The organism is Amycolatopsis sp. PSD-21 (genome assembly GCF_055561455.1).
Map to the genome: position 1 here is coordinate 1,741,237 of NZ_CM145712.1, position 15,966 is coordinate 1,757,202.

General features: G+C 69.7%; 18 protein-coding genes. 7 read left to right on the forward strand and 11 right to left on the reverse strand.

What is annotated here, in order from left to right:
- Positions 1 to 9: 9 nt before the first annotated feature.
- The gene (locus ACZ1DY_RS08585; protein WP_391356897.1) at positions 10 to 483 is read right to left on the reverse strand and encodes a 6-pyruvoyl trahydropterin synthase family protein; all 474 of its coding nucleotides are present in this window, start codon (positions 481 to 483) and stop codon (positions 10 to 12) included.
- Between the two features lie 442 nt (positions 484 to 925).
- Here ACZ1DY_RS08585 and ACZ1DY_RS08590 point away from each other — a divergent pair, with 442 nt between their 5' ends.
- Positions 926 to 2,194, forward strand: a complete 1,269-nt coding sequence (locus ACZ1DY_RS08590; protein WP_391356894.1) for a helix-turn-helix domain-containing protein — start codon at positions 926 to 928, stop codon at positions 2,192 to 2,194.
- Positions 2,195 to 2,209: 15 nt separating this feature from the next.
- Here the strand turns inward: ACZ1DY_RS08590 and ACZ1DY_RS08595 are convergent, their stop codons facing one another.
- From ACZ1DY_RS08595 to ACZ1DY_RS08625, 7 genes are all read right to left on the reverse strand, one after another.
- Positions 2,210 to 2,854, reverse strand: coding sequence for an HAD family hydrolase (locus tag ACZ1DY_RS08595; RefSeq protein ID WP_075849295.1), 645 nt, complete (start codon positions 2,852 to 2,854; stop codon positions 2,210 to 2,212).
- Positions 2,855 to 3,076: 222 nt separating this feature from the next.
- Complete coding sequence (locus ACZ1DY_RS08600; protein WP_075849297.1) at positions 3,077 to 3,337, reverse strand: hypothetical protein; 261 nt, start codon at positions 3,335 to 3,337, stop codon at positions 3,077 to 3,079.
- 91 nt (positions 3,338 to 3,428) lie between these two features.
- A complete protein-coding gene (gene chrA / locus ACZ1DY_RS08605) occupies positions 3,429 to 4,796 on the reverse strand; it encodes a chromate efflux transporter (protein WP_075849299.1) in 1,368 nt (455 codons plus the stop codon).
- Between the two features lie 117 nt (positions 4,797 to 4,913).
- The gene (locus ACZ1DY_RS08610; protein WP_112276288.1) at positions 4,914 to 5,693 is read right to left on the reverse strand and encodes an ABC transporter permease; all 780 of its coding nucleotides are present in this window, start codon (positions 5,691 to 5,693) and stop codon (positions 4,914 to 4,916) included.
- Complete coding sequence (locus ACZ1DY_RS08615) at positions 5,693 to 6,361, reverse strand: ABC transporter ATP-binding protein (protein ID WP_211323390.1); 669 nt, start codon at positions 6,359 to 6,361, stop codon at positions 5,693 to 5,695. The genes ACZ1DY_RS08610 and ACZ1DY_RS08615 overlap by 1 nt, the downstream gene beginning before the upstream one ends.
- 5 nt (positions 6,362 to 6,366) lie before the next feature.
- Positions 6,367 to 7,764: a sensor histidine kinase gene (locus ACZ1DY_RS08620; protein WP_075849303.1), complete on the reverse strand. Its 1,398-nt coding sequence runs from the start codon at positions 7,762 to 7,764 to the stop codon at positions 6,367 to 6,369.
- Positions 7,761 to 8,459, reverse strand: coding sequence for a response regulator transcription factor (locus ACZ1DY_RS08625; RefSeq protein WP_205215529.1), 699 nt, complete (start codon positions 8,457 to 8,459; stop codon positions 7,761 to 7,763). Before ACZ1DY_RS08625 ends, ACZ1DY_RS08620 begins: the two co-directional genes overlap by 4 nt.
- A gap of 188 nt (positions 8,460 to 8,647) precedes the next feature.
- Between ACZ1DY_RS08625 and ACZ1DY_RS08630 the strand changes: the two genes are divergently transcribed.
- The 6 genes from ACZ1DY_RS08630 to ACZ1DY_RS08655 all read left to right on the forward strand — a co-directional run bounded on the left by ACZ1DY_RS08630 (position 8,648) and on the right by ACZ1DY_RS08655 (position 11,897).
- Positions 8,648 to 8,980, forward strand: coding sequence for a PepSY domain-containing protein (locus tag ACZ1DY_RS08630; RefSeq protein ID WP_075849307.1), 333 nt, complete (start codon positions 8,648 to 8,650; stop codon positions 8,978 to 8,980).
- A gap of 59 nt (positions 8,981 to 9,039) precedes the next feature.
- Positions 9,040 to 10,014 carry a DUF1259 domain-containing protein gene (locus ACZ1DY_RS08635; protein WP_083666521.1) on the forward strand — a complete coding sequence of 325 codons (975 nt, stop codon included), beginning with the start codon at positions 9,040 to 9,042 and terminating at the stop codon, positions 10,012 to 10,014.
- Between the two features lie 98 nt (positions 10,015 to 10,112).
- On the forward strand, positions 10,113 to 10,325 hold the full coding sequence (locus ACZ1DY_RS08640; protein WP_091679556.1) for a DUF378 domain-containing protein: 213 nt from the start codon (positions 10,113 to 10,115) through the stop codon (positions 10,323 to 10,325).
- On the forward strand, positions 10,322 to 10,867 hold the full coding sequence (locus tag ACZ1DY_RS08645) for a Chromate resistance protein ChrB (protein WP_245788976.1): 546 nt from the start codon (positions 10,322 to 10,324) through the stop codon (positions 10,865 to 10,867). Before ACZ1DY_RS08640 ends, ACZ1DY_RS08645 begins: the two co-directional genes overlap by 4 nt.
- Positions 10,864 to 11,295 carry a chromate resistance protein ChrB domain-containing protein gene (locus ACZ1DY_RS08650; RefSeq protein ID WP_112276286.1) on the forward strand — a complete coding sequence of 144 codons (432 nt, stop codon included), beginning with the start codon at positions 10,864 to 10,866 and terminating at the stop codon, positions 11,293 to 11,295. The genes ACZ1DY_RS08645 and ACZ1DY_RS08650 overlap by 4 nt, the downstream gene beginning before the upstream one ends.
- Positions 11,292 to 11,897 carry a copper resistance CopC family protein gene (locus ACZ1DY_RS08655; RefSeq protein WP_075849313.1) on the forward strand — a complete coding sequence of 202 codons (606 nt, stop codon included), beginning with the start codon at positions 11,292 to 11,294 and terminating at the stop codon, positions 11,895 to 11,897. The genes ACZ1DY_RS08650 and ACZ1DY_RS08655 overlap by 4 nt, the downstream gene beginning before the upstream one ends.
- 134 nt (positions 11,898 to 12,031) lie before the next feature.
- On the opposite strand, the gene ACZ1DY_RS08660 is transcribed toward ACZ1DY_RS08655, so the two are convergent.
- The 3 genes from ACZ1DY_RS08660 to fxlM all read right to left on the reverse strand — a co-directional run bounded on the left by ACZ1DY_RS08660 (position 12,032) and on the right by fxlM (position 15,966).
- A complete protein-coding gene (locus ACZ1DY_RS08660) occupies positions 12,032 to 12,583 on the reverse strand; it encodes a methyltransferase domain-containing protein (RefSeq protein WP_205215079.1) in 552 nt (183 codons plus the stop codon).
- Between the two features lie 159 nt (positions 12,584 to 12,742).
- Positions 12,743 to 13,867 carry a hypothetical protein gene (locus ACZ1DY_RS08665; RefSeq protein WP_075849513.1) on the reverse strand — a complete coding sequence of 375 codons (1,125 nt, stop codon included), beginning with the start codon at positions 13,865 to 13,867 and terminating at the stop codon, positions 12,743 to 12,745.
- A gap of 5 nt (positions 13,868 to 13,872) precedes the next feature.
- Positions 13,873 to 15,966 (reverse strand): methyltransferase, FxLD system, encoded by a 2,094-nt coding sequence (fxlM, locus tag ACZ1DY_RS08670; protein WP_091679559.1) that lies wholly within the window; start codon positions 15,964 to 15,966, stop codon positions 13,873 to 13,875.

Consider the following 15,966-nt stretch of genomic DNA (forward strand, 5'->3'; position numbering starts at 1 on the left):
TGGTGGTGCTCATCGCACAACCGGGGGTTCGTAGACGGCAGTGTTCAACTGGGTCTCGCGGACCAGGACCCGCTCGACCCGCGCACCGTCGGCGCGTGCAAGTCCGATCAGCGTGCTCTCGGCGACTCGGCCCAGCAGTACCGCCACTGCCTCCACCGTGGGCCACGGCAGCCCGTATCCGAATTCTTCGGCATGGTCGGCCGGTTGCTCGGCCCCGAAGCGGAACACCCGGTTGCCTTCGGCGATCAGCCGATCGCGGACGCCGAGCATCGTGGCGTGGTCGAGGTGCTCGTCGATCCAGCGCCGTACCCCGACCTTCAGCGCGCCGAACTCCACGACGGTCACCTCGGGGCTTAGCTCCGCGGCGCTCACTGTCACCGCGACCGACCAGGAGTGGCCGTGCAGGCTTACACATTTGCCGCCCAGGTGCGGTAAGCGATGCCCGGACGCGAACGAGTGCTCGATGGTGATCTTGTGCGACATCAGCGGGGCACCAGGCTCGACTGGTCAACCGGCGCGGGTGAGCGTGCTGGTTGCACCTCGCGCATATCCACTGCAACAAGCTCACTTTCCGTACCGAGAGGAGTGGCCGAGACCGGTATGGCCTGCGATGGGCGGTCGGAGGTCGCCCACCGCAGGCCGAATCCCAGTCAACGACGCCGCCCTTGCCGATCACCAGAGCGGCCGTGCGGCGAGAACGAGGCGTCAACGGGGCGACCCAGGCGCTGACCAGCGCGCTAGTGGTCTGCTGGAGCGAGGGGCTTCACCCAGATGGGCATGCAACTGCGATTGGCGATCAGCCGGATCGTCAGCCGTGGTCGAGAACGGAGCGGCCATGAGGCAGCGATGAGGCGACACCCTCCCTACGCTGCGAAAACCGGCGAGTACTGTGCGCTATGGAGGGTCTGGAAGGAGGGACAACGCGATGGCAGCACGGCCTCTCACCCCGCTCGCAGCTGCCCGCGAGGCCGCTGGTTATACCCAGGAAGCCCTCGCCGTCACCCTGAAGGTCGAACGGACCACCATCGGACGTTGGGAACGTGGGGTCCAGTCACCTCAGCCTTGGCAGCGGCGCGGCCTCGCCACCGCCCTGCAGATCTCGCTCGACGTACTCGACGACCTGCTACGACGTAGCCTTCGGCAACCTGCTGCCGACATCACCACGGTCCTGATCTCACCTTCGTCGAGCCTGGTGACGCTCCCTGCCGAGCGGACCGTTCACGAGGACGCACCGGCACCCGATGCCGACGTCATCCACGCCGCCATCCCGCGCCTGCGCCGCGCGCTTGACCGACTGGACCTGCCCGACGACGGACCAACCAGGTCTCCGGACGACCTGCACGGCGAGATCATCCGAGCCAGCGACGACCGGCTGCAGTCCCGCTACGGCAACCTCGCCCGCCGCCTGCCCGACCTCATCGCCGAACTCGCCCGCGCCGGTCAACTGGGCGACGCGGCAGGCCAGCGCCACGCCGCCGCCCTGCTGACCTTGGCGTTGCGGGCTGCTGACGGCGTGGCGTTCAAGTTCGGCTACCTGGATCTGTCAGCCCGGCTGATCGACCTGATGCGCTCGGCCGCCCAGATCGCCGAGGACCCGCTGCTACTGGCCGCCGTTGCATACGTGCGAACCGAAACCTTCTTCGCCACCGGCGACCTGGACACCGCCGCCCGCGCTCTCGAACTCGCCGCTGACCACGTGCCCGATCTCGGCACGACCTCCTCCTTGGCCGCGTTCGGTGCCCTGCACATGCGCGCCGCAGTCGTGGCCGGCCGGGCGGGCAAAGCCGACCTCGCCGCCGACCACCTGCGTGAGGCCCGCCGCGCCGCGGGCAGGGCGCCCGAGGGAATCTACGTCGGCACCGCGTTCGGCCCGGCCTCCCTACGCATCCACGAACTCGCAGTCGCCGTCGAACTTCGAGATCCACTGGGTATCGAACGCGCGGCGTCCTGGCACCCGCCCGACGAACTTCCCGCCGAGCGTCGCTCCCACTACTTCATCGATCTGGCCCGCGCCCAGCTCACCCTCGGTCGCCACGAAGACGCTCACCTGTGCCTTCAGGCGGCCCGCCGTGCCGCGCCCGAGCACACCCGCACCCACCCGCAGGTCCGCCAGTCCCTCTCGTCCCTCCTGCGCACCCACAGCACGCCCAGCGCCGGCTTGCTCGACCTCGCCGCTTGGGCCCGCGCTCGCTGAGCCGCCACCAGCCGCTCAGCGCAGGGACAACAGATCCGGCAGGTCGTAAAGGGAGTCGATCACCCAATCCGCGTCGCGACGGACCAACGGGTCGTCAGCCCACAGATAGCCCCACGGGCCCCGCCGGATCAACGCCGTGCAGAAGCCCGCTGCCTTCGCGGCAACCACGTCGTTGTCCCGGTGGTCACCCACGTACACCGTCTCGCCCGGCCCGTCGGGCACCATCTCCGCCACGCGGGCGAAGAACTCGGACGACGGCTTGGCGGCACCCCATTCCCCCGAGGTCGCGATCCGGTCCACCGGCAGCTCCAGCGCACGCAACAGCTCGGCCGCGCGAGCGGTCTGGTTCCCAGCCACCCCGACCCACAAGCCGCGTTCTCGCAGCGCAGCCAGGCCGGGCCGCACATCGCTGTAGAGGTCGCTGTCCTCGATGCGCTCACCCAGGCCAGCCTCCTCGCGCAGCCGCCGTTCCCGTGCGACGTCGAAGCCCGGCTTGAAGTACTGGAACGTCTCGGCATTGTCCCGGCCAGCGGCGGTGACCGCACCCAGCACCGTCGAGAAGGTATGGCGGGAAACGCCGATCCAGTCGGCCCACGCACCCCACTCCCGCGAGTCGTCCAGCAACGTCTCGCCCACGTCGAACACCACCGCGGTCACCATGCTCCTACTCCTACGTCACGTACAGCCACCGCGCGACAGCGAGGCCCTTCGGCCGCCCAACCCACTGAGATTCGGGTCCTGGCACCCGCCCGGCGTCCGCTTCCCGGCAGCCTTGGTCGACGCAGTTCGAACAAACGGTCAGCCCGAGCCTCGGCCTGACGTCCGCAGCAGCACAGCGGCAAGGAGACTAGCGGCTAGGTCACCTAGTCAGGTCGCCGTAGGTTAGGACAAACCTGCTGTGTGTCTTGTCGATGGCGGGCCCGCCAGTTCGCTGTCCGGGGTATCAGCCGGATAGACGATGAGCGATGGCGTGTGCTGGTTCCGCTCGGGCGCCCAGGATCGGATCTCGTCGCAGAGGTACTGGGTCAGCTCGGCGGCGGCTGGCCCGTGACCGATCGCGCCCAACTCCCAGTGCACCTCGTCGCCGGATTCCAGTCTGCGGGCGGTGAGGGAGACCAGCGTGTTGCCCTCGGCCAGCGCCATACGCCACCAGTCCGGTGCCGGGTTGCATACCTGGGTGGACGTCGGCGCGGACCTTGAGCGCTTCGACGATCGATGGGGCATGTGGGCTCGATCAGGTGAGGGGAAGCCCGAAAAGTGCGGCGGTGGCGCCGAGACCGGCGCAGACGGCCAGGGTGCGCAGCATCGGCCAGCGCAGCGCGAACACCAGGACGAGGGCGATGGCGGTGATCGCGGCGGCCACGGGTCGGAAGCTGGCTAGTTCGGGCAGGTTCACCTGCACCGGCCCGAATCGGTGGACATCGCTGGTGGTGAAGAGGGTGTGCAGGGCGAAGTACAGGGCGAGGTTGGCGATCACACCGACGACAGCGGCGGTGATGCCGGTCAGTGCGGTGGAGATGCCGCGGTTGTGGCGGAGGCGTTCGACGTAGGGGGCGCCGAGCAGGATGAACAGGAAGCAGGGCACGAAGGTGACCCAGGTGGTCAGCAGCGCCCCGAGCACCCCGGCGACCCATGGGTCGAGGCTACCGGGGTGGTGGTAGGCGCCGAGGAAGGCCACGAACTGCACGACCATGATCAGCGGGCCGGGGGTGGACTCGGCCAGAGCGAGGCCCCGCACCATGTCTTGGGCGGAGAGCCAGCCGTAGACCTCGACGGCGCGCTGGGCGACGAAGGCGAGCACGGCGTAGGCGCCGCCGAAGGTGACCACGGCGGTGCCGGAGAAGAACAGCCCCTGCGTGGTGAGCGTGCTGCCCACGCCGGTGAACACCGCCACCGCGGCGATCGGGGCGGCCCAGAGCAGCAGACCGACACCGAGCACGGTCAGGCTCCGCCGTGTAGAGGGGGCTTCGTGGTGCAGGGCGTCGTCGGGGATCAACGGTGCTGGTCCGTCGGCGGCGCCGTTGGTGGGCGGGGGTTTGATCGTGCGGGGTGCGAACCGGCCGAGTGCCCAGCCGATGGCCGCTGCTGCGGCGATGACGATCGGGAACGGGACCGCGAACACCGCCAGCGCCACAAAGCCGGCGGCGGCGATCCCGATGAGCGCGGGGTGGTGCAGGACGCGTTTGCCGACCCTGGGTACGGCTTGGGCGATGATCGCGACCACCGCGGGTGCGAGCCCGGCGAAGATCGCGGTCACCAGGGTGGTGTCGCCGAACGTCACGTAGATGGCCGACAGCGCGAGCAGGGCAACCATGCCGGGCAGCACGAACAGGGTCCCGGCGATGATCCCGCCGCGGCGGCCGTTGAGTAGCCATCCCACGTAGATGGCCAGCTGCTGGGCTTCGGGGCCGGGCAGCAGCATGCAGTAGTTCAGCGCGTGCAGGAAGCGTTGTTGGCCGATCCAGCGTTTCTCCTCGACCAGGGTGCGTTGCATGACCGCGATCTGCCCGGCCGGGCCTCCGAACGTCTGCAGCGAGATCAGAAACCACGCCCAGGTCGCGGTACGCAGTGGGATGACGTCCCGGTTCGCGGTTTCGGACATGGGTGAGCGTCCCTCCTCGTTCAACTCCACGCGCAATGTAACCATGGTTGCACTAGTGCGGTGGAGGGGTGTCCAGGTGGCGGGATGCGGGCTGGCCGAGGCGGTGGGAGTGGTCGGTTAGTGGGGTTCGGGGAGTGGGATGAGGCGGTGGGCGTGGTCGAACAGGGCGTGTTCGACGAGCCGGGCTGCGGTGAGAGCGGCGAGTGCGGTGGCGGCGAGCAGCATGTACATGACCACGATCTGGTAGCGGATGGCGGTGAGGGGGTCGACGCCGGCGAGGATGAGTCCGGTCATGGCTCCGGGCAGGCTGATCAGGCCGACGACCTTGGTGGAGTCGATCGCGGGCAGCAGCGCGGTGCGCAGCGCGGAGCGTTGGTGGGGCAGGAACGCGTCGCGGGCGGGGAGCCCGAGGCAGAGCCGGGCTTCGATGGCTGGGCGGGCCTGCTGGGCGTCTTCGCGCAGGCGGCGCAGGGCGACCCCGGCGGCCTGCATGGCTCCGGAGACGATCATGCCGCCGATCGGGACGACGACCCGCGCTTGGGTGGAGATGATCCCGAGGCCCAGCAGCGTGGCGAGGGTGACGAGGCTGCCGACGGCGACCCCGAGGGTGGCTGCCCACCGGGCTCGGGGCAGGCCGGTGCCGCGGCGGCCGGCGACCTGTCCGGCGAGGAGGATCATGATCGTCACCCAGCCGAACGCGCCGGGAAGGCCGGTGTGGGCGAAGATCACCAGCAGCAGGACGCCGACCGCGGCCAGCTGTGCCCCGGCGCGCAGCGATGCGGTGATCAGCTCGCGGGTCAGGTGCAGCCGCTGCCGGTAGGCCACCGCGGCGGTGAGGGCGATCAACAGCAGGGAGGCGGCGACGCCGCCCCAGCTGGGCACGGACAGTCCGGTCATCACCCGGCCTCCAGGTAGTCGATGTGGTCGGGGTGCCCGTGGGCGACCAGGCGCCCGTGGTGCAGGACCAGCACGTGCTCGGCGATGCCGCGAACGAGGGGGAGGTCGTGGCTGACCAGGATCACGGTCCCGCCCGCGGCGGTGTGGTTGCGGGCGGCCTCGGTGATCACCGCTGTGGTCACGGCGTCCAGCGCGGCGGTGGGCTCGTCCAGCAGCAGGACCTCGGGTTCGACGGCCAGCGTCCGGGCCAGGCACACCCGCTGCGCTTCGCCGCCGGACAGGCCGCTGGTGCGGCGTTGCGCGAAGCGTGCGGGCAGGCCCACGAGATCGAGCAGGTGCTGGATGCGGTGCTCGGTCAGCTCCGCGCGTCCGACACGCAGCTCCTCGGCCACGTGGTTGGTGAGCAGCACCGGCTGTTGCGCGACCAGGCCGACCCGGCGCCGCAGTGCCAGCACTTCGAGCTCGGCGAGCGGGGTGCTGTTGAGCAGGATCTGGCCGGTACTGGGGTCCTCCAGCCGGTTGAGCAGGCGCAGCAGGGTGGACTTGCCGGCGCCGCTGGGACCGACCACCGCCGTGCACGCTCCGGCCGGGAGACGGGCGCAGACTCCGTCGAGCAGTCGGGTTGGGCCGCGGGTCACCGTGACCCGGTCCAGAAGAAAACCGGGCACGGTGCTCATCCGGGTGCGGCGGCCGGGGCGTCCGGAATGGTGGCGTCGGGATGGTTGGCGGCGGGGAGGGTGAGGATGACGGTGGTGCCGCCGTCGGGATGGTTGGCGGCAGTCGCGGCACCGCCGTTGCGGCGGGCCAGCGCGGCGACCAGGGCCAGGCCCAGTCCGGTGCCGCCGCCGGTGCGGGCGTCGTCGGCGCGGGTGAAGCGGTCGAACGCGTGCGGCAGGAACTCGGGGGCGATGCCGGAGCCGTGGTCACGCACCCGGATGCTCACCCCAAGCTCGGTGTCGGGCGGGCTGGCCGTGATGATGATGGGTGGCTGCCCGTGCCGGGCGGCGTTGTCGATCAGGTTGCTCACCGCCCGGTCGAGATCGCCGGGATCGGCGCGCACCGTGAGCTCCGGTGAGCAGTCCAGGATCACTTGGTGCTCGTCGAGGGTGCTGCGGTAGCGGGCGATCACTGACTCCAGCACGGGACGCACCGGGGTGGGCTCGCCGGGCCGGGCCGGCGGACCGGCCTGGTCGGTGCGGGCGAGCAGGAGGAGGTCCTGGGCCAGGCGGGATAGTCGTTCGGTTTCCTCCAATGCCGAGCCCAGCGCGGCGGTCAGTTCCCGTGTGGTGCGGGGTCGGCGCGCCGCGAGTTCGAGTTCGGTGGTCAGCAGGCTGAGCGGGGTGCGGAGCTCGTGGCTGGCGTCGGCGACGAACTGCCGTTCCCGCTCGACAGCGGCGTGCAGGCGGTCGAGTAGATCGTTGAACGTGGTGCCCAGCCGGGAGATTTCGTCGCGAGCCGACGGCACGGGTAGACGCTGCGTGGGGTGTGCGGCGGTGATGGTGGCGGCGCGGGCGCGCATCCGTTCCACCGGTCGCAGTGCGGCGGCGGCCAGCAGGTAGGCCCCGACCGCGGCGGCGAGCAGCGCCAGCGGCAGGCCGACCGCCAGTTCTTGGCGTAGGTCGGCCACCGCGGCGTCGCGGTCGGCGAGGGTCACCGCGGCCACGGCGATCCGGCCGTCCGCACCGGTGGGGGCGGCGGCGATACGCACCGGCCCGTCCAGCTGTCCGGCGGTGGCGTGATCGACCACGAGCTCGCCGCGCCGCGCGGTCGCCAGCTCCGCTGGAGTCAGCAGGGGCTGGTCGGCCACGTCCGGGGAGCTGGCGATGATCTGGCCTGCGTCGTCGAGGACCTGCTCGCCGGTGTCCCGGCCGCCGCTGGACAGCACTGGTGCGGCGGTGGTGGCGATCGGTTGGAGGTCGCGCAGCCGGTGCTCCAACGATTCGCTGATCGAGGCGTCGAGCGATTCGCGTGTGTGCGTCACGGTGACGATCCCGACTCCGAGCAGGACCAGCGCCATCATCACCGTGAACGCGGCGGTGAGCCGGATCCGGAGCGGCCACCGCCGGATCATCGCGCCCCCACCCGCGGCCGTCCACCATCCGGCCGGAGCCGGTACCCGGCGCCGCGCACGGTCTCCAGCGAGACCACCGCGAATGGCCGGTCGATCTTGTCCCGCAGCGCGCGGATGTGCACCTCGACGACGTTGGAGCGGGATTCGTAGGCGAAGTCCCAGCAGTGCTCCAGCAGCAGCTCGCGGGTGAGCACCACGCCGGGCTGGCGCAGGAACATCTCCAGCAGCGCGTACTCCTTGGCCGTCACCGCGATCTCGGTCTCGCCGCGCCAGCACCGCCGGCTGGCCGGGTCGATCCGCAGATCGCCCGCGGTGAGCACGGTGGGGCGGGCGACCGGGCCGCGGCGGGTCAATGCCCGCAACCGAGCGAACAGCTCCTCCAGGTGGAACGGCTTGGTCAGATAGTCGTCCGCGCCGCCGTCCAGGCCGCTGATCCGATCGGTCACCGCGTCACGGGCGGTGAGCATCAGCACCGGCACCCACACCTGCTGGCGGCGCAGTCGCCGGCACATCTCGAACCCCGACAGCCGGGGCAGCATCACGTCCAGCACCACCGCGTCGTAGTCGCGGCTGACCGCCGCCCCGAACCCGTCGGCCCCGTCTGTGGCGACATCGACGGCGTAGCCCTCCTCGACCAGGCCACGGCGCAGCAGGCCCGCCATCTTCGGCTCATCCTCCACCACCAGTACCCGCACCATCCATCACCTCTCTTCAGGCGCCACCCCCGAGCACCCTGCACAGGCGCCCCTTCACGGGCACGGTGCCACCACATCCGGGTGACCGCCGTCGTGTCTTCATCACGGCTTCATCTCCACCGACTACCCATACCCATGCAACCACCTCATGCAACCACGGTTACAGGAGCGTGGAGAATGGAGAAGGCATGAACCGCAAGACGAAGATCGGGATCGGGATCGCCGCCGGAGTGCTCGTCCTCACTGGTGGGGGCGTGGGCCTGGCCTCCGCGATGTCCGGCGACGGCGACGAGGTCAGCGGCCCCGCGGCCGACCAGGCACGAGCCGCGGCCGTGCAGTCCGTGCCCGGCGGGAAGGCCGGCGCTGTCGAGACCGAGACCGACGAGGGCGCCGCCGCCTACGGCGTCACCGTCACCAAGCCCGACGGCTCCACCGTCGAGGTCCACCTCGACAGCACCTTCCACGTCGTGGGCACCGAGGCTCCCGGCCAGGACCACGACGCCGACGGTGACGAGGGCTGACCGCGTACCACCGACCACGATCTACACCGACCACGATCGAGTTCGAGGAGGGCAAGGACATGCCGTTCACCCCCGCCCGCGCGGCCCGCGTGGTGTTGCCGCTGGCCGCGCTGCTGCTGGTCCCGCTCGCCGGCTGTGGCACCGACACCACCCCCGCCAGCGACACCGCTGCCGACGCCGAGCATCGGCGCCACCAGCCGATCCCCACCACCGAGGCGGACTGGAAGCCGGTCACCGACACCCTGGGCCGCACCGGGAAGTTCGGCGACAACAACACCGTCTACCGCATCGGCCTGCCCCGCACCGACCTGCAGGTCACCTCCGGCGGCGTCGAGATCAAACCAGGGCTGTCGCTGGGCGGCTACGCCGCCTTCGCGAAGTACCGCGACGGCGTCATGCTCATGGGCGACCTGGTGGTCACCGAGGCCGAACTGCCCAAGGTCACCGACGCACTCCAAGCCCACGGCATCGCGCAGACCGCGCTGCACAAACACCTGCTGCAGCAAACACCGCCGGTGTGGTGGACCCACATCCACGCCATGAGCGACGACCCCGCAGCGCTCGCCCAAGGCGTGCAAGCCGCACTGGACGCCACCGCCATCCCAGCCCCGGCGCCACCAGGTCAGCAGCCGCCGATCGACCTGGACACCGCCGGCATCGACCAGGCCCTGGGCCGCAAGGGCACCGCCGACGGCGGCATCTACAAGTTCAGCATCGCCCGCAAGGAGACCATCACCGACGACGGGCATGTCCTTCCGCCCACGTTCGGGGTGACCACCGCGATCAACTTCCAGCCACTCGGCGGCGGGCGGGCCGCGATCAACGGTGACTTCGTGATGACCGCACCCGAGGTCCAGAAGGTGATCCAGGCGCTGCGTACAGGCGGGATCGACCTGGTCGAAGTGCACAACCACAGCCTCACCGAGCAACCCCGCCTGTTCTACATGCACTTCTGGGCCGTCGACGACGGCGTCACCCTCGCCAAAGCCCTCCGCCCCGCGCTGGACGCCACCAACCTGCAACCCCCAGGCTGATACCACTCACGCCGACAGCGTTTCCGGCCCCGTCGTGACGATCGGCGGGGCCGGACAAGCACCATGACAACGAGCATGACAACGGGAAGGAGCGCAGGATGCGGCCACGCACCGTTTTGGACTGGATCGCTTTCGTGCTACTGCTGATCGGCGCGTTCGCCTGGGCGGCGTTCGTCACCGACATCAACGTGCTGGATCGGGCACTGGAACCCATCGCCGATCCGCTCGACGACATCGTGTTCGTGCTGATCGGACTCGCGGGCCTGTACTGGATCGGCCGCGTCGTCGTCGGAGACCGAACACATCAGTGAGCAACTCCACCGATCCAGCGCACGAGCGACCATCGACGGGATCGGCAGCGCCGCGGCAGGCAGGGCAGCGGGCAGGGCAGTGGGTGTTGCTGTCCTACCGCATGCCCCGCGAGCCGTCCACCCCGCGGATCACGGTCTGGCGCAAACTCAAACGCCTCGGCGTCGCCCAACTCGGCGACGGGCTGGTCGCGCTGCCCGCCGACGCCCGCACCCGCGAACACCTCGACTGGATCGCCGACGAGATCCTCGCCGCCGGCGGCACCGCCGGCGTGTGGCTGGCCCAACCAACCAGCCTGGCACAGGAACGCCGCCTGGCACAGACCATGGCCGCCGCCCGCGCCGCCGAGTACCGCGCCGTGCTCACCGAAGCCGAACAAGCGCGCTCACTCGGCGAGGCCGAGCGACGACGCGCCCTGCGCACCCTGCGCGCCGAGCTGCGGCGTATCCACCGCCGCGACTACTTCCCCCCACCCGAACGCGACACCGCGCAGGCCGCTGTGGACGCCCTGCACCCCGACCACCACACCGAGGAGACCGCATGAAGTGGGCCACCCGCGAACACATCCACATCGACCGCGCCGCCTGCGCCTGGCTCATCCGCCGCTGCATCGACCCGGACGCCGCCTTCGTGTTCGTCACCGACCCCGCCGACGTCCCCCCAGACGCCACCCCGTTCGACATGCGCGGCGTCGACCTCGGCCACCACGGCGACGACTGCAGCTTCGAAACCATCCTGCGCCGCCACGACCTCACCGACCCCGTGCTCTGGCGCATCGCCGAAATCATCCACGAAGCCGACCTCGACGACGAACGCTACGACGCCCCCGAAGCCCCCGGCCTCGACGCCATCCTCCGCGGCCTATCCATGATCGGCGACGACCAGCACACCCTCACCATCACCAAACCCATCTTCGACGGCCTCTACGAGTACTACCACCGCGCCCAGATGCTCGGCCGCGAACCCGCATGACCGCAGGGAACATCCGCCGCGCCACCCTCGGCATCCTGGCCGCCCTGCTCTGTGCAAGCCTGCTCGGCACCGATCACCCCGCGACAGCGACCCCCTCATCAGCGGTGCCCTTGCTGGAAGAAGCCACCCCACCAGCGAATGCCGTCCTCACCGAACCGGTCGACTGGGTGTACCTGACCTTCGACCGACTGATCAACACGTTCAGCATCCGGGTCACCGGCCCCAACGGCCACGACGTCGCCCGCGACAACGCCATCGTCAAGCACGACATGATCTCCCAGCCACTGCACACACTCACCCAGCCGGGCACCTACCGCGTCACCTGGCAGGTCATCGACCTCGACGGCCACCAGGCCAGCGGATCACACAGCTTCACCATCACCCCCGGCGTCACCACGACCCCCGAAAACACTGCCACCACACCAGCCACCACCCCCCACTCAGTACCGCCGACAGCGCCACCAGCCACCAACCAGTCCACGATCACCACGCCGCTGGCCGCCACGATCGCACTCAGCCTCCTGGCAGGACTAACCCTCCTCACCATTCGTCACCGTCGACGCGTCCGCGCATCACGTGCGCAGCGGCCAGACCGGACATGACGACAACCGCAGTCACGAGACATTCGGTCGGCATAGCTCCCGTAGTCCTGGCCTACCAGCGCGAAAGCCAATGCGGTGTCAGATTCCAACAACACCAGAGCCATCGACTCACCGCCAGCCTGGCCGTGAGAAGCTCAACAAGCTGACTTGACAGGGAACCGCAACGGGGCGACCAGCCGTTCTCCAGGTGCGAGCTGCTTCCACCACTGGGCGGGGATGTCCCACGGTGAGACCGTGGCGATCATGCGGTCGTACGGGGCGTGGTCGGGGTAGCCGAGCCCGCCGTCGCCAGTGATCACGTGCACGTCGCCGTAGCCGGCGGCGGCCAGCGCTTGTGAGGCTTTCGCGGTCACGTCCGGGTCGACGTCGATGGTGGTCACCAGGTCCGCGCGGCCGGTCAACTGGGCGAGCAGGCTGGCGTTGTAACCGGTCCCCACTCCGATCTCCAGGATGCGGTTGCCCGGCTGGACGTCGAGTTGGTCGAGCATCGCGGCTACTAGCCAAGGTGCCGACGCGCAGGACAACGACCGGCCGTCCTCGAACCGGTGGGTGACCACCGCCTGCCACGGGTCGTAAGCGACCGCCAGGTCGGCGTCCGGCACGAACTCGTGCCGCGGTGTGTCGCGCAAAACCCGCTCGACGTCGCTGTGCTTTGCGTGCCCGGCCTTCTGGATCCTCTCGACCATTGCCGCACGTAGCGCTTCCGGCGAAGTAGTGGTGGTGTGCATCGTTCCTTCGTATCAACGATCGTCGGGTTGGCGGGCATCGTTAGTGATCGACACGGGCTGTTTCTCGGGCCGAGGAAGCAAACCCGTTGTGGTGCAACGGCTTCACTAGGACCCGCCCTACGGGTTCGCTGGAGCGTTGACGTTGCAGGACATCGTCTTCACGCTGCGTGCCATGGCCTCTTCGGCGCAGGCTAGTGCTGTCGTGAGGTCTGCCAGCAGTGTGGCCGGGAGCGTGCCGCTGCCGAGCGCGCACGCTTCGACCGAATCGGACAACTCGCGCGCTTGGGAGTCGGTGAGCAGCTCGCGGCAACCATTGTGGGCGAGTACATCGCGAGCGACGTATCCGTCTCGTGTCGCGGCGGCGTAGTCGATCAGATCAACGGCGATCTGGTGCACGGGTGGATCGTCAACGGTGCCGATGGCGTCGATGAAGGACAACCCGAGCCGTGTGTGGAAGACCGCCAAGCCGGGCGCGGAGGTGTCGAGTCGGTGGTACTGGTTCAGGAGCGTGGGCAGATCGGCGACGCCCGAGGCGCCGTGGCACTGGATGGTCAGGCAGGCGGTCACGGCGTTCTCCCAAGGGTCTCCTGGTGTTGTGTCGGCCAAGAGGGTGAGGGCGCTGTCGGTGTCCCCGGATACGGCGTGGGCGATGACCGCGATCTGGCGACCGTCAAGCATCCGTCGCCCGACGCCCTTGTACGCGTCGAGCCGGGCGCGTGCCTCCGCCCAGCGGCCGGCTGCGGCCAGAGCGCGGCCACCGGTGGCCAGCAGGACTGCCCACAGCCAGCTGCGGATGTGCTGGTGCGTCTCGGCGGAGTCGGTGAGGTCGGCCGGGATCTCGATGCCGTCGACGATGGCGTCAGTTCGGGCGGAGACCGCGGTGAACAGGGTGTCGATCAGCGCGAAGGCGCGCTCGCCCTGACCCTCGCGGATGTAGAGGCGGGCGAGGTTGGTGATCGGTTCGAGAGCGAGGCGGGCTACCTGCGCGCCCAAGGGGCGGGCGCGCAGGTAGATGTTCACCTGCTGGTGGCACCACCGCCGGGCCAGTTCGGGCAGGCCGCAGTCGGAGGCGATGAGCGCCGCGTTGTTGTGCACGGCGGCGGCTTCGGCGAGCTCGCCGCTGTGCTCGACTTGGCGTGCTCGGTCGCACAGCTCGGCCACCCGCCGGGCCAGCGGGAGGCAGGCCGGGCGGGTTCGGGCAACGAGGGGGAAGCGGCGGGCGAACTGGCCGGCGGGGTCCACGGGCGTCACTCCCAGGTGACGGTCATGGGCTTGGTGGGGCGGTCCAGGACCACGAAGCCGGGGTTGGTGTCCGGCTGGGGCGCGGTGTCGGGAATGGCGAATCGGACGGTGCTGGCGCGGAAGCCCTGGTCCCAAGTCGAGATCTCGACCGAGACCTGCTCGGCGAGTTCCTGCGCGTTGGGGCCGTGGCCGATGACGCCGACCTCGTAGCGTCGGCCGCCGTCCGGATCGGGGTCCGCGGCGCGGATGGTGAGGTAGGCGAGGCTGCCGTCGGCGGCGGTGGTGGCCATCGCCACCGAGGGGAACATCGGCCGCACAAGGCCGCTTTCCTTCGCAGCGGGAGCGACCTCCATGCGCATCAGCGGGTTGGGCAGGTGGCAAGCCAGCCAGAGATCCAGCCATTCGAAGGATTCCATCGGGACGAAGTGCACGCCGGTCCACACTTCGCAGGCAGGGCTGTCGAAGACGCCGGTCAGGGTGTCCGGGTCGGTGGCGTGGTTGTTGTCCTTATGGATTTGCAGCGTCACCTCCCCGGTGCCGGTGAGGTCCAGAACGCGGCGAGCGTCGTCGCCAAGGCCACGCAGCGGCATGAAGATCGCCATCTCGCTGCCCAGGCTGCGCCAGCCGTCCTGGTCGCGTTCGAAGACGATGCTGCGAGAGGCACAACCACGCAGGCGCACCGGAGCTACCAGACGTCCGCCGGGTGTGAGCTGGTCGAGCCAGGCAGCCGGGACCTCGTGGGCACCGACGGTAGCGATGACGCGGTCGAAAGGCGCAGTTTCTGGGTGGCCGAGTGCGCCGTCGGCGGCGACCGCCTCGACGTTGTCGATGCTGGCTGCGGCCAGGTGCTCGCGTGCTCCGGCGACGAGGTCCTCGTCGATGTCGATCGTGGTGACATGCCCGTCGGCGCCGGTGAGGGTGGCCATCAGGGCGGCGTTGTAGCCGGTGGCCGCGCCGAGTTCGAGCAGCCGTTCGCCGGGCTGGATGCCGAGCTGTTCGAGCATCATGGCGACGATCTTGGGCTGGGACGCGGCGCTGATTCGGGTGCCGTCGCCCTCGTGTTTGGTGTAGACGGGCTCGTCGGCGTACGCCTCGACCAGGGGGACGTCGGGCAGGAACAGGTGTCGGGGCACCTGCCGGAACGCGGCCTCCACAGCGTCGGTGCGGACGGTGCCGTCCTTGACGAGGCGGTCGGCGAGCTTGGTACGCAGCTCGTCGGCGGAGCCGGTGGAAGCGTCACTGACGGTGGTTGTCATTGCGGGAACCCTAACGGTGTTGGAGGTGGTCCCGGCTGGTGCCTGCCGGGTAGGCGTGCTGTAAAAAACGGTGTCGACGGCCAGCGCGGCGAGGGTGGCCTGGTCGGTGCCGGAGAGACCGGCGCGGTTGGCGTGGAAGATGAAGTGGTGCGCCAGGACGGCGCGCAGGCCCCGCTCGAGGTGTCCGGCGCGAGCGAGTTCGGCGAGTTGGCGACCGGCCGTGTCGAACGCTGTCCACCAGGTCTCGGGAACCACGTCGGGGGCGACGTCGGCGACCTTGTGCGTGTTGGTGGTCATCAGTCGGCGCACGGCTTGGCTCAACCGCTCGGTGTGCGGAGAGTTGTTGGAGTGGGGTTGGGCGGTGGGCCGGAGCGCAGCCACCTTGTCCCAGACGTCGCCCTGCTCGAACCAGTCCAGCCCGGCGGCGCGCAGCATCGAGCTGAACAGCAGGACGGTGGTCTCTCTCTGACCCAAGGCAGCGGGTTTCGTGGCACGGGCGAGGCAGTGGCGACTGTCGTGGTGAAACAGCGAGTGCGCGATGTCCATCGCGGCGGGTCCACCGAAGGCAAGGGTTTCGGGTTCGTAGATGCCGCGAGTCCAGCGCGCGAGATGCCCATCGGCCTCCAGGTCGGACAGCAGCGTGTCGACCGCTTTCGTCTCGGGGTTGACCGGTTGGTAACGCAGCCGCCAGGCGGGTGTCTTGCGCAGGTGCCACCACGTGTCGAGTTCGCCGTCCTGTTGGGCCTGGTCGAGAGCGGGTACGAGCAGGGTCGCGGCGGTGTGCTCGGCCGTGGTCGGGTCGGCGAACTCGACCAGGTAGTGGTGCCAGCTGTCCGGCAGCAT

Coding starts and splice junctions, on each gene's coding strand:
- ACZ1DY_RS08620 (WP_075849303.1), bottom strand. CDS start 7,764: ATGATCCGGCGGTGGCCGCTCCGGATCCGGCTCACCGCCGCGTTCACG.
- ACZ1DY_RS08630 (WP_075849307.1), top strand. CDS start 8,648: ATGAACCGCAAGACGAAGATCGGGATCGGGATCGCCGCCGGAGTGCTC.
- ACZ1DY_RS08635 (WP_083666521.1), top strand. CDS start 9,040: ATGCCGTTCACCCCCGCCCGCGCGGCCCGCGTGGTGTTGCCGCTGGCC.
- ACZ1DY_RS08590 (WP_391356894.1), top strand. CDS start 926: ATGGCAGCACGGCCTCTCACCCCGCTCGCAGCTGCCCGCGAGGCCGCT.
- chrA (WP_075849299.1), bottom strand. CDS start 4,796: ATGTCCGAAACCGCGAACCGGGACGTCATCCCACTGCGTACCGCGACC.
- fxlM (WP_091679559.1), bottom strand. CDS start 15,966: ATGCTGCCGGACAGCTGGCACCACTACCTGGTCGAGTTCGCCGACCCG.
- ACZ1DY_RS08650 (WP_112276286.1), top strand. CDS start 10,864: ATGAAGTGGGCCACCCGCGAACACATCCACATCGACCGCGCCGCCTGC.
- ACZ1DY_RS08600 (WP_075849297.1), bottom strand. CDS start 3,337: ATGGCGCTGGCCGAGGGCAACACGCTGGTCTCCCTCACCGCCCGCAGA.
- ACZ1DY_RS08595 (WP_075849295.1), bottom strand. CDS start 2,854: ATGGTGACCGCGGTGGTGTTCGACGTGGGCGAGACGTTGCTGGACGAC.
- ACZ1DY_RS08585 (WP_391356897.1), bottom strand. CDS start 483: ATGTCGCACAAGATCACCATCGAGCACTCGTTCGCGTCCGGGCATCGC.
- ACZ1DY_RS08655 (WP_075849313.1), top strand. CDS start 11,292: ATGACCGCAGGGAACATCCGCCGCGCCACCCTCGGCATCCTGGCCGCC.
- ACZ1DY_RS08660 (WP_205215079.1), bottom strand. CDS start 12,583: ATGGTCGAGAGGATCCAGAAGGCCGGGCACGCAAAGCACAGCGACGTC.
- ACZ1DY_RS08610 (WP_112276288.1), bottom strand. CDS start 5,693: ATGACCGGACTGTCCGTGCCCAGCTGGGGCGGCGTCGCCGCCTCCCTG.
- ACZ1DY_RS08640 (WP_091679556.1), top strand. CDS start 10,113: ATGCGGCCACGCACCGTTTTGGACTGGATCGCTTTCGTGCTACTGCTG.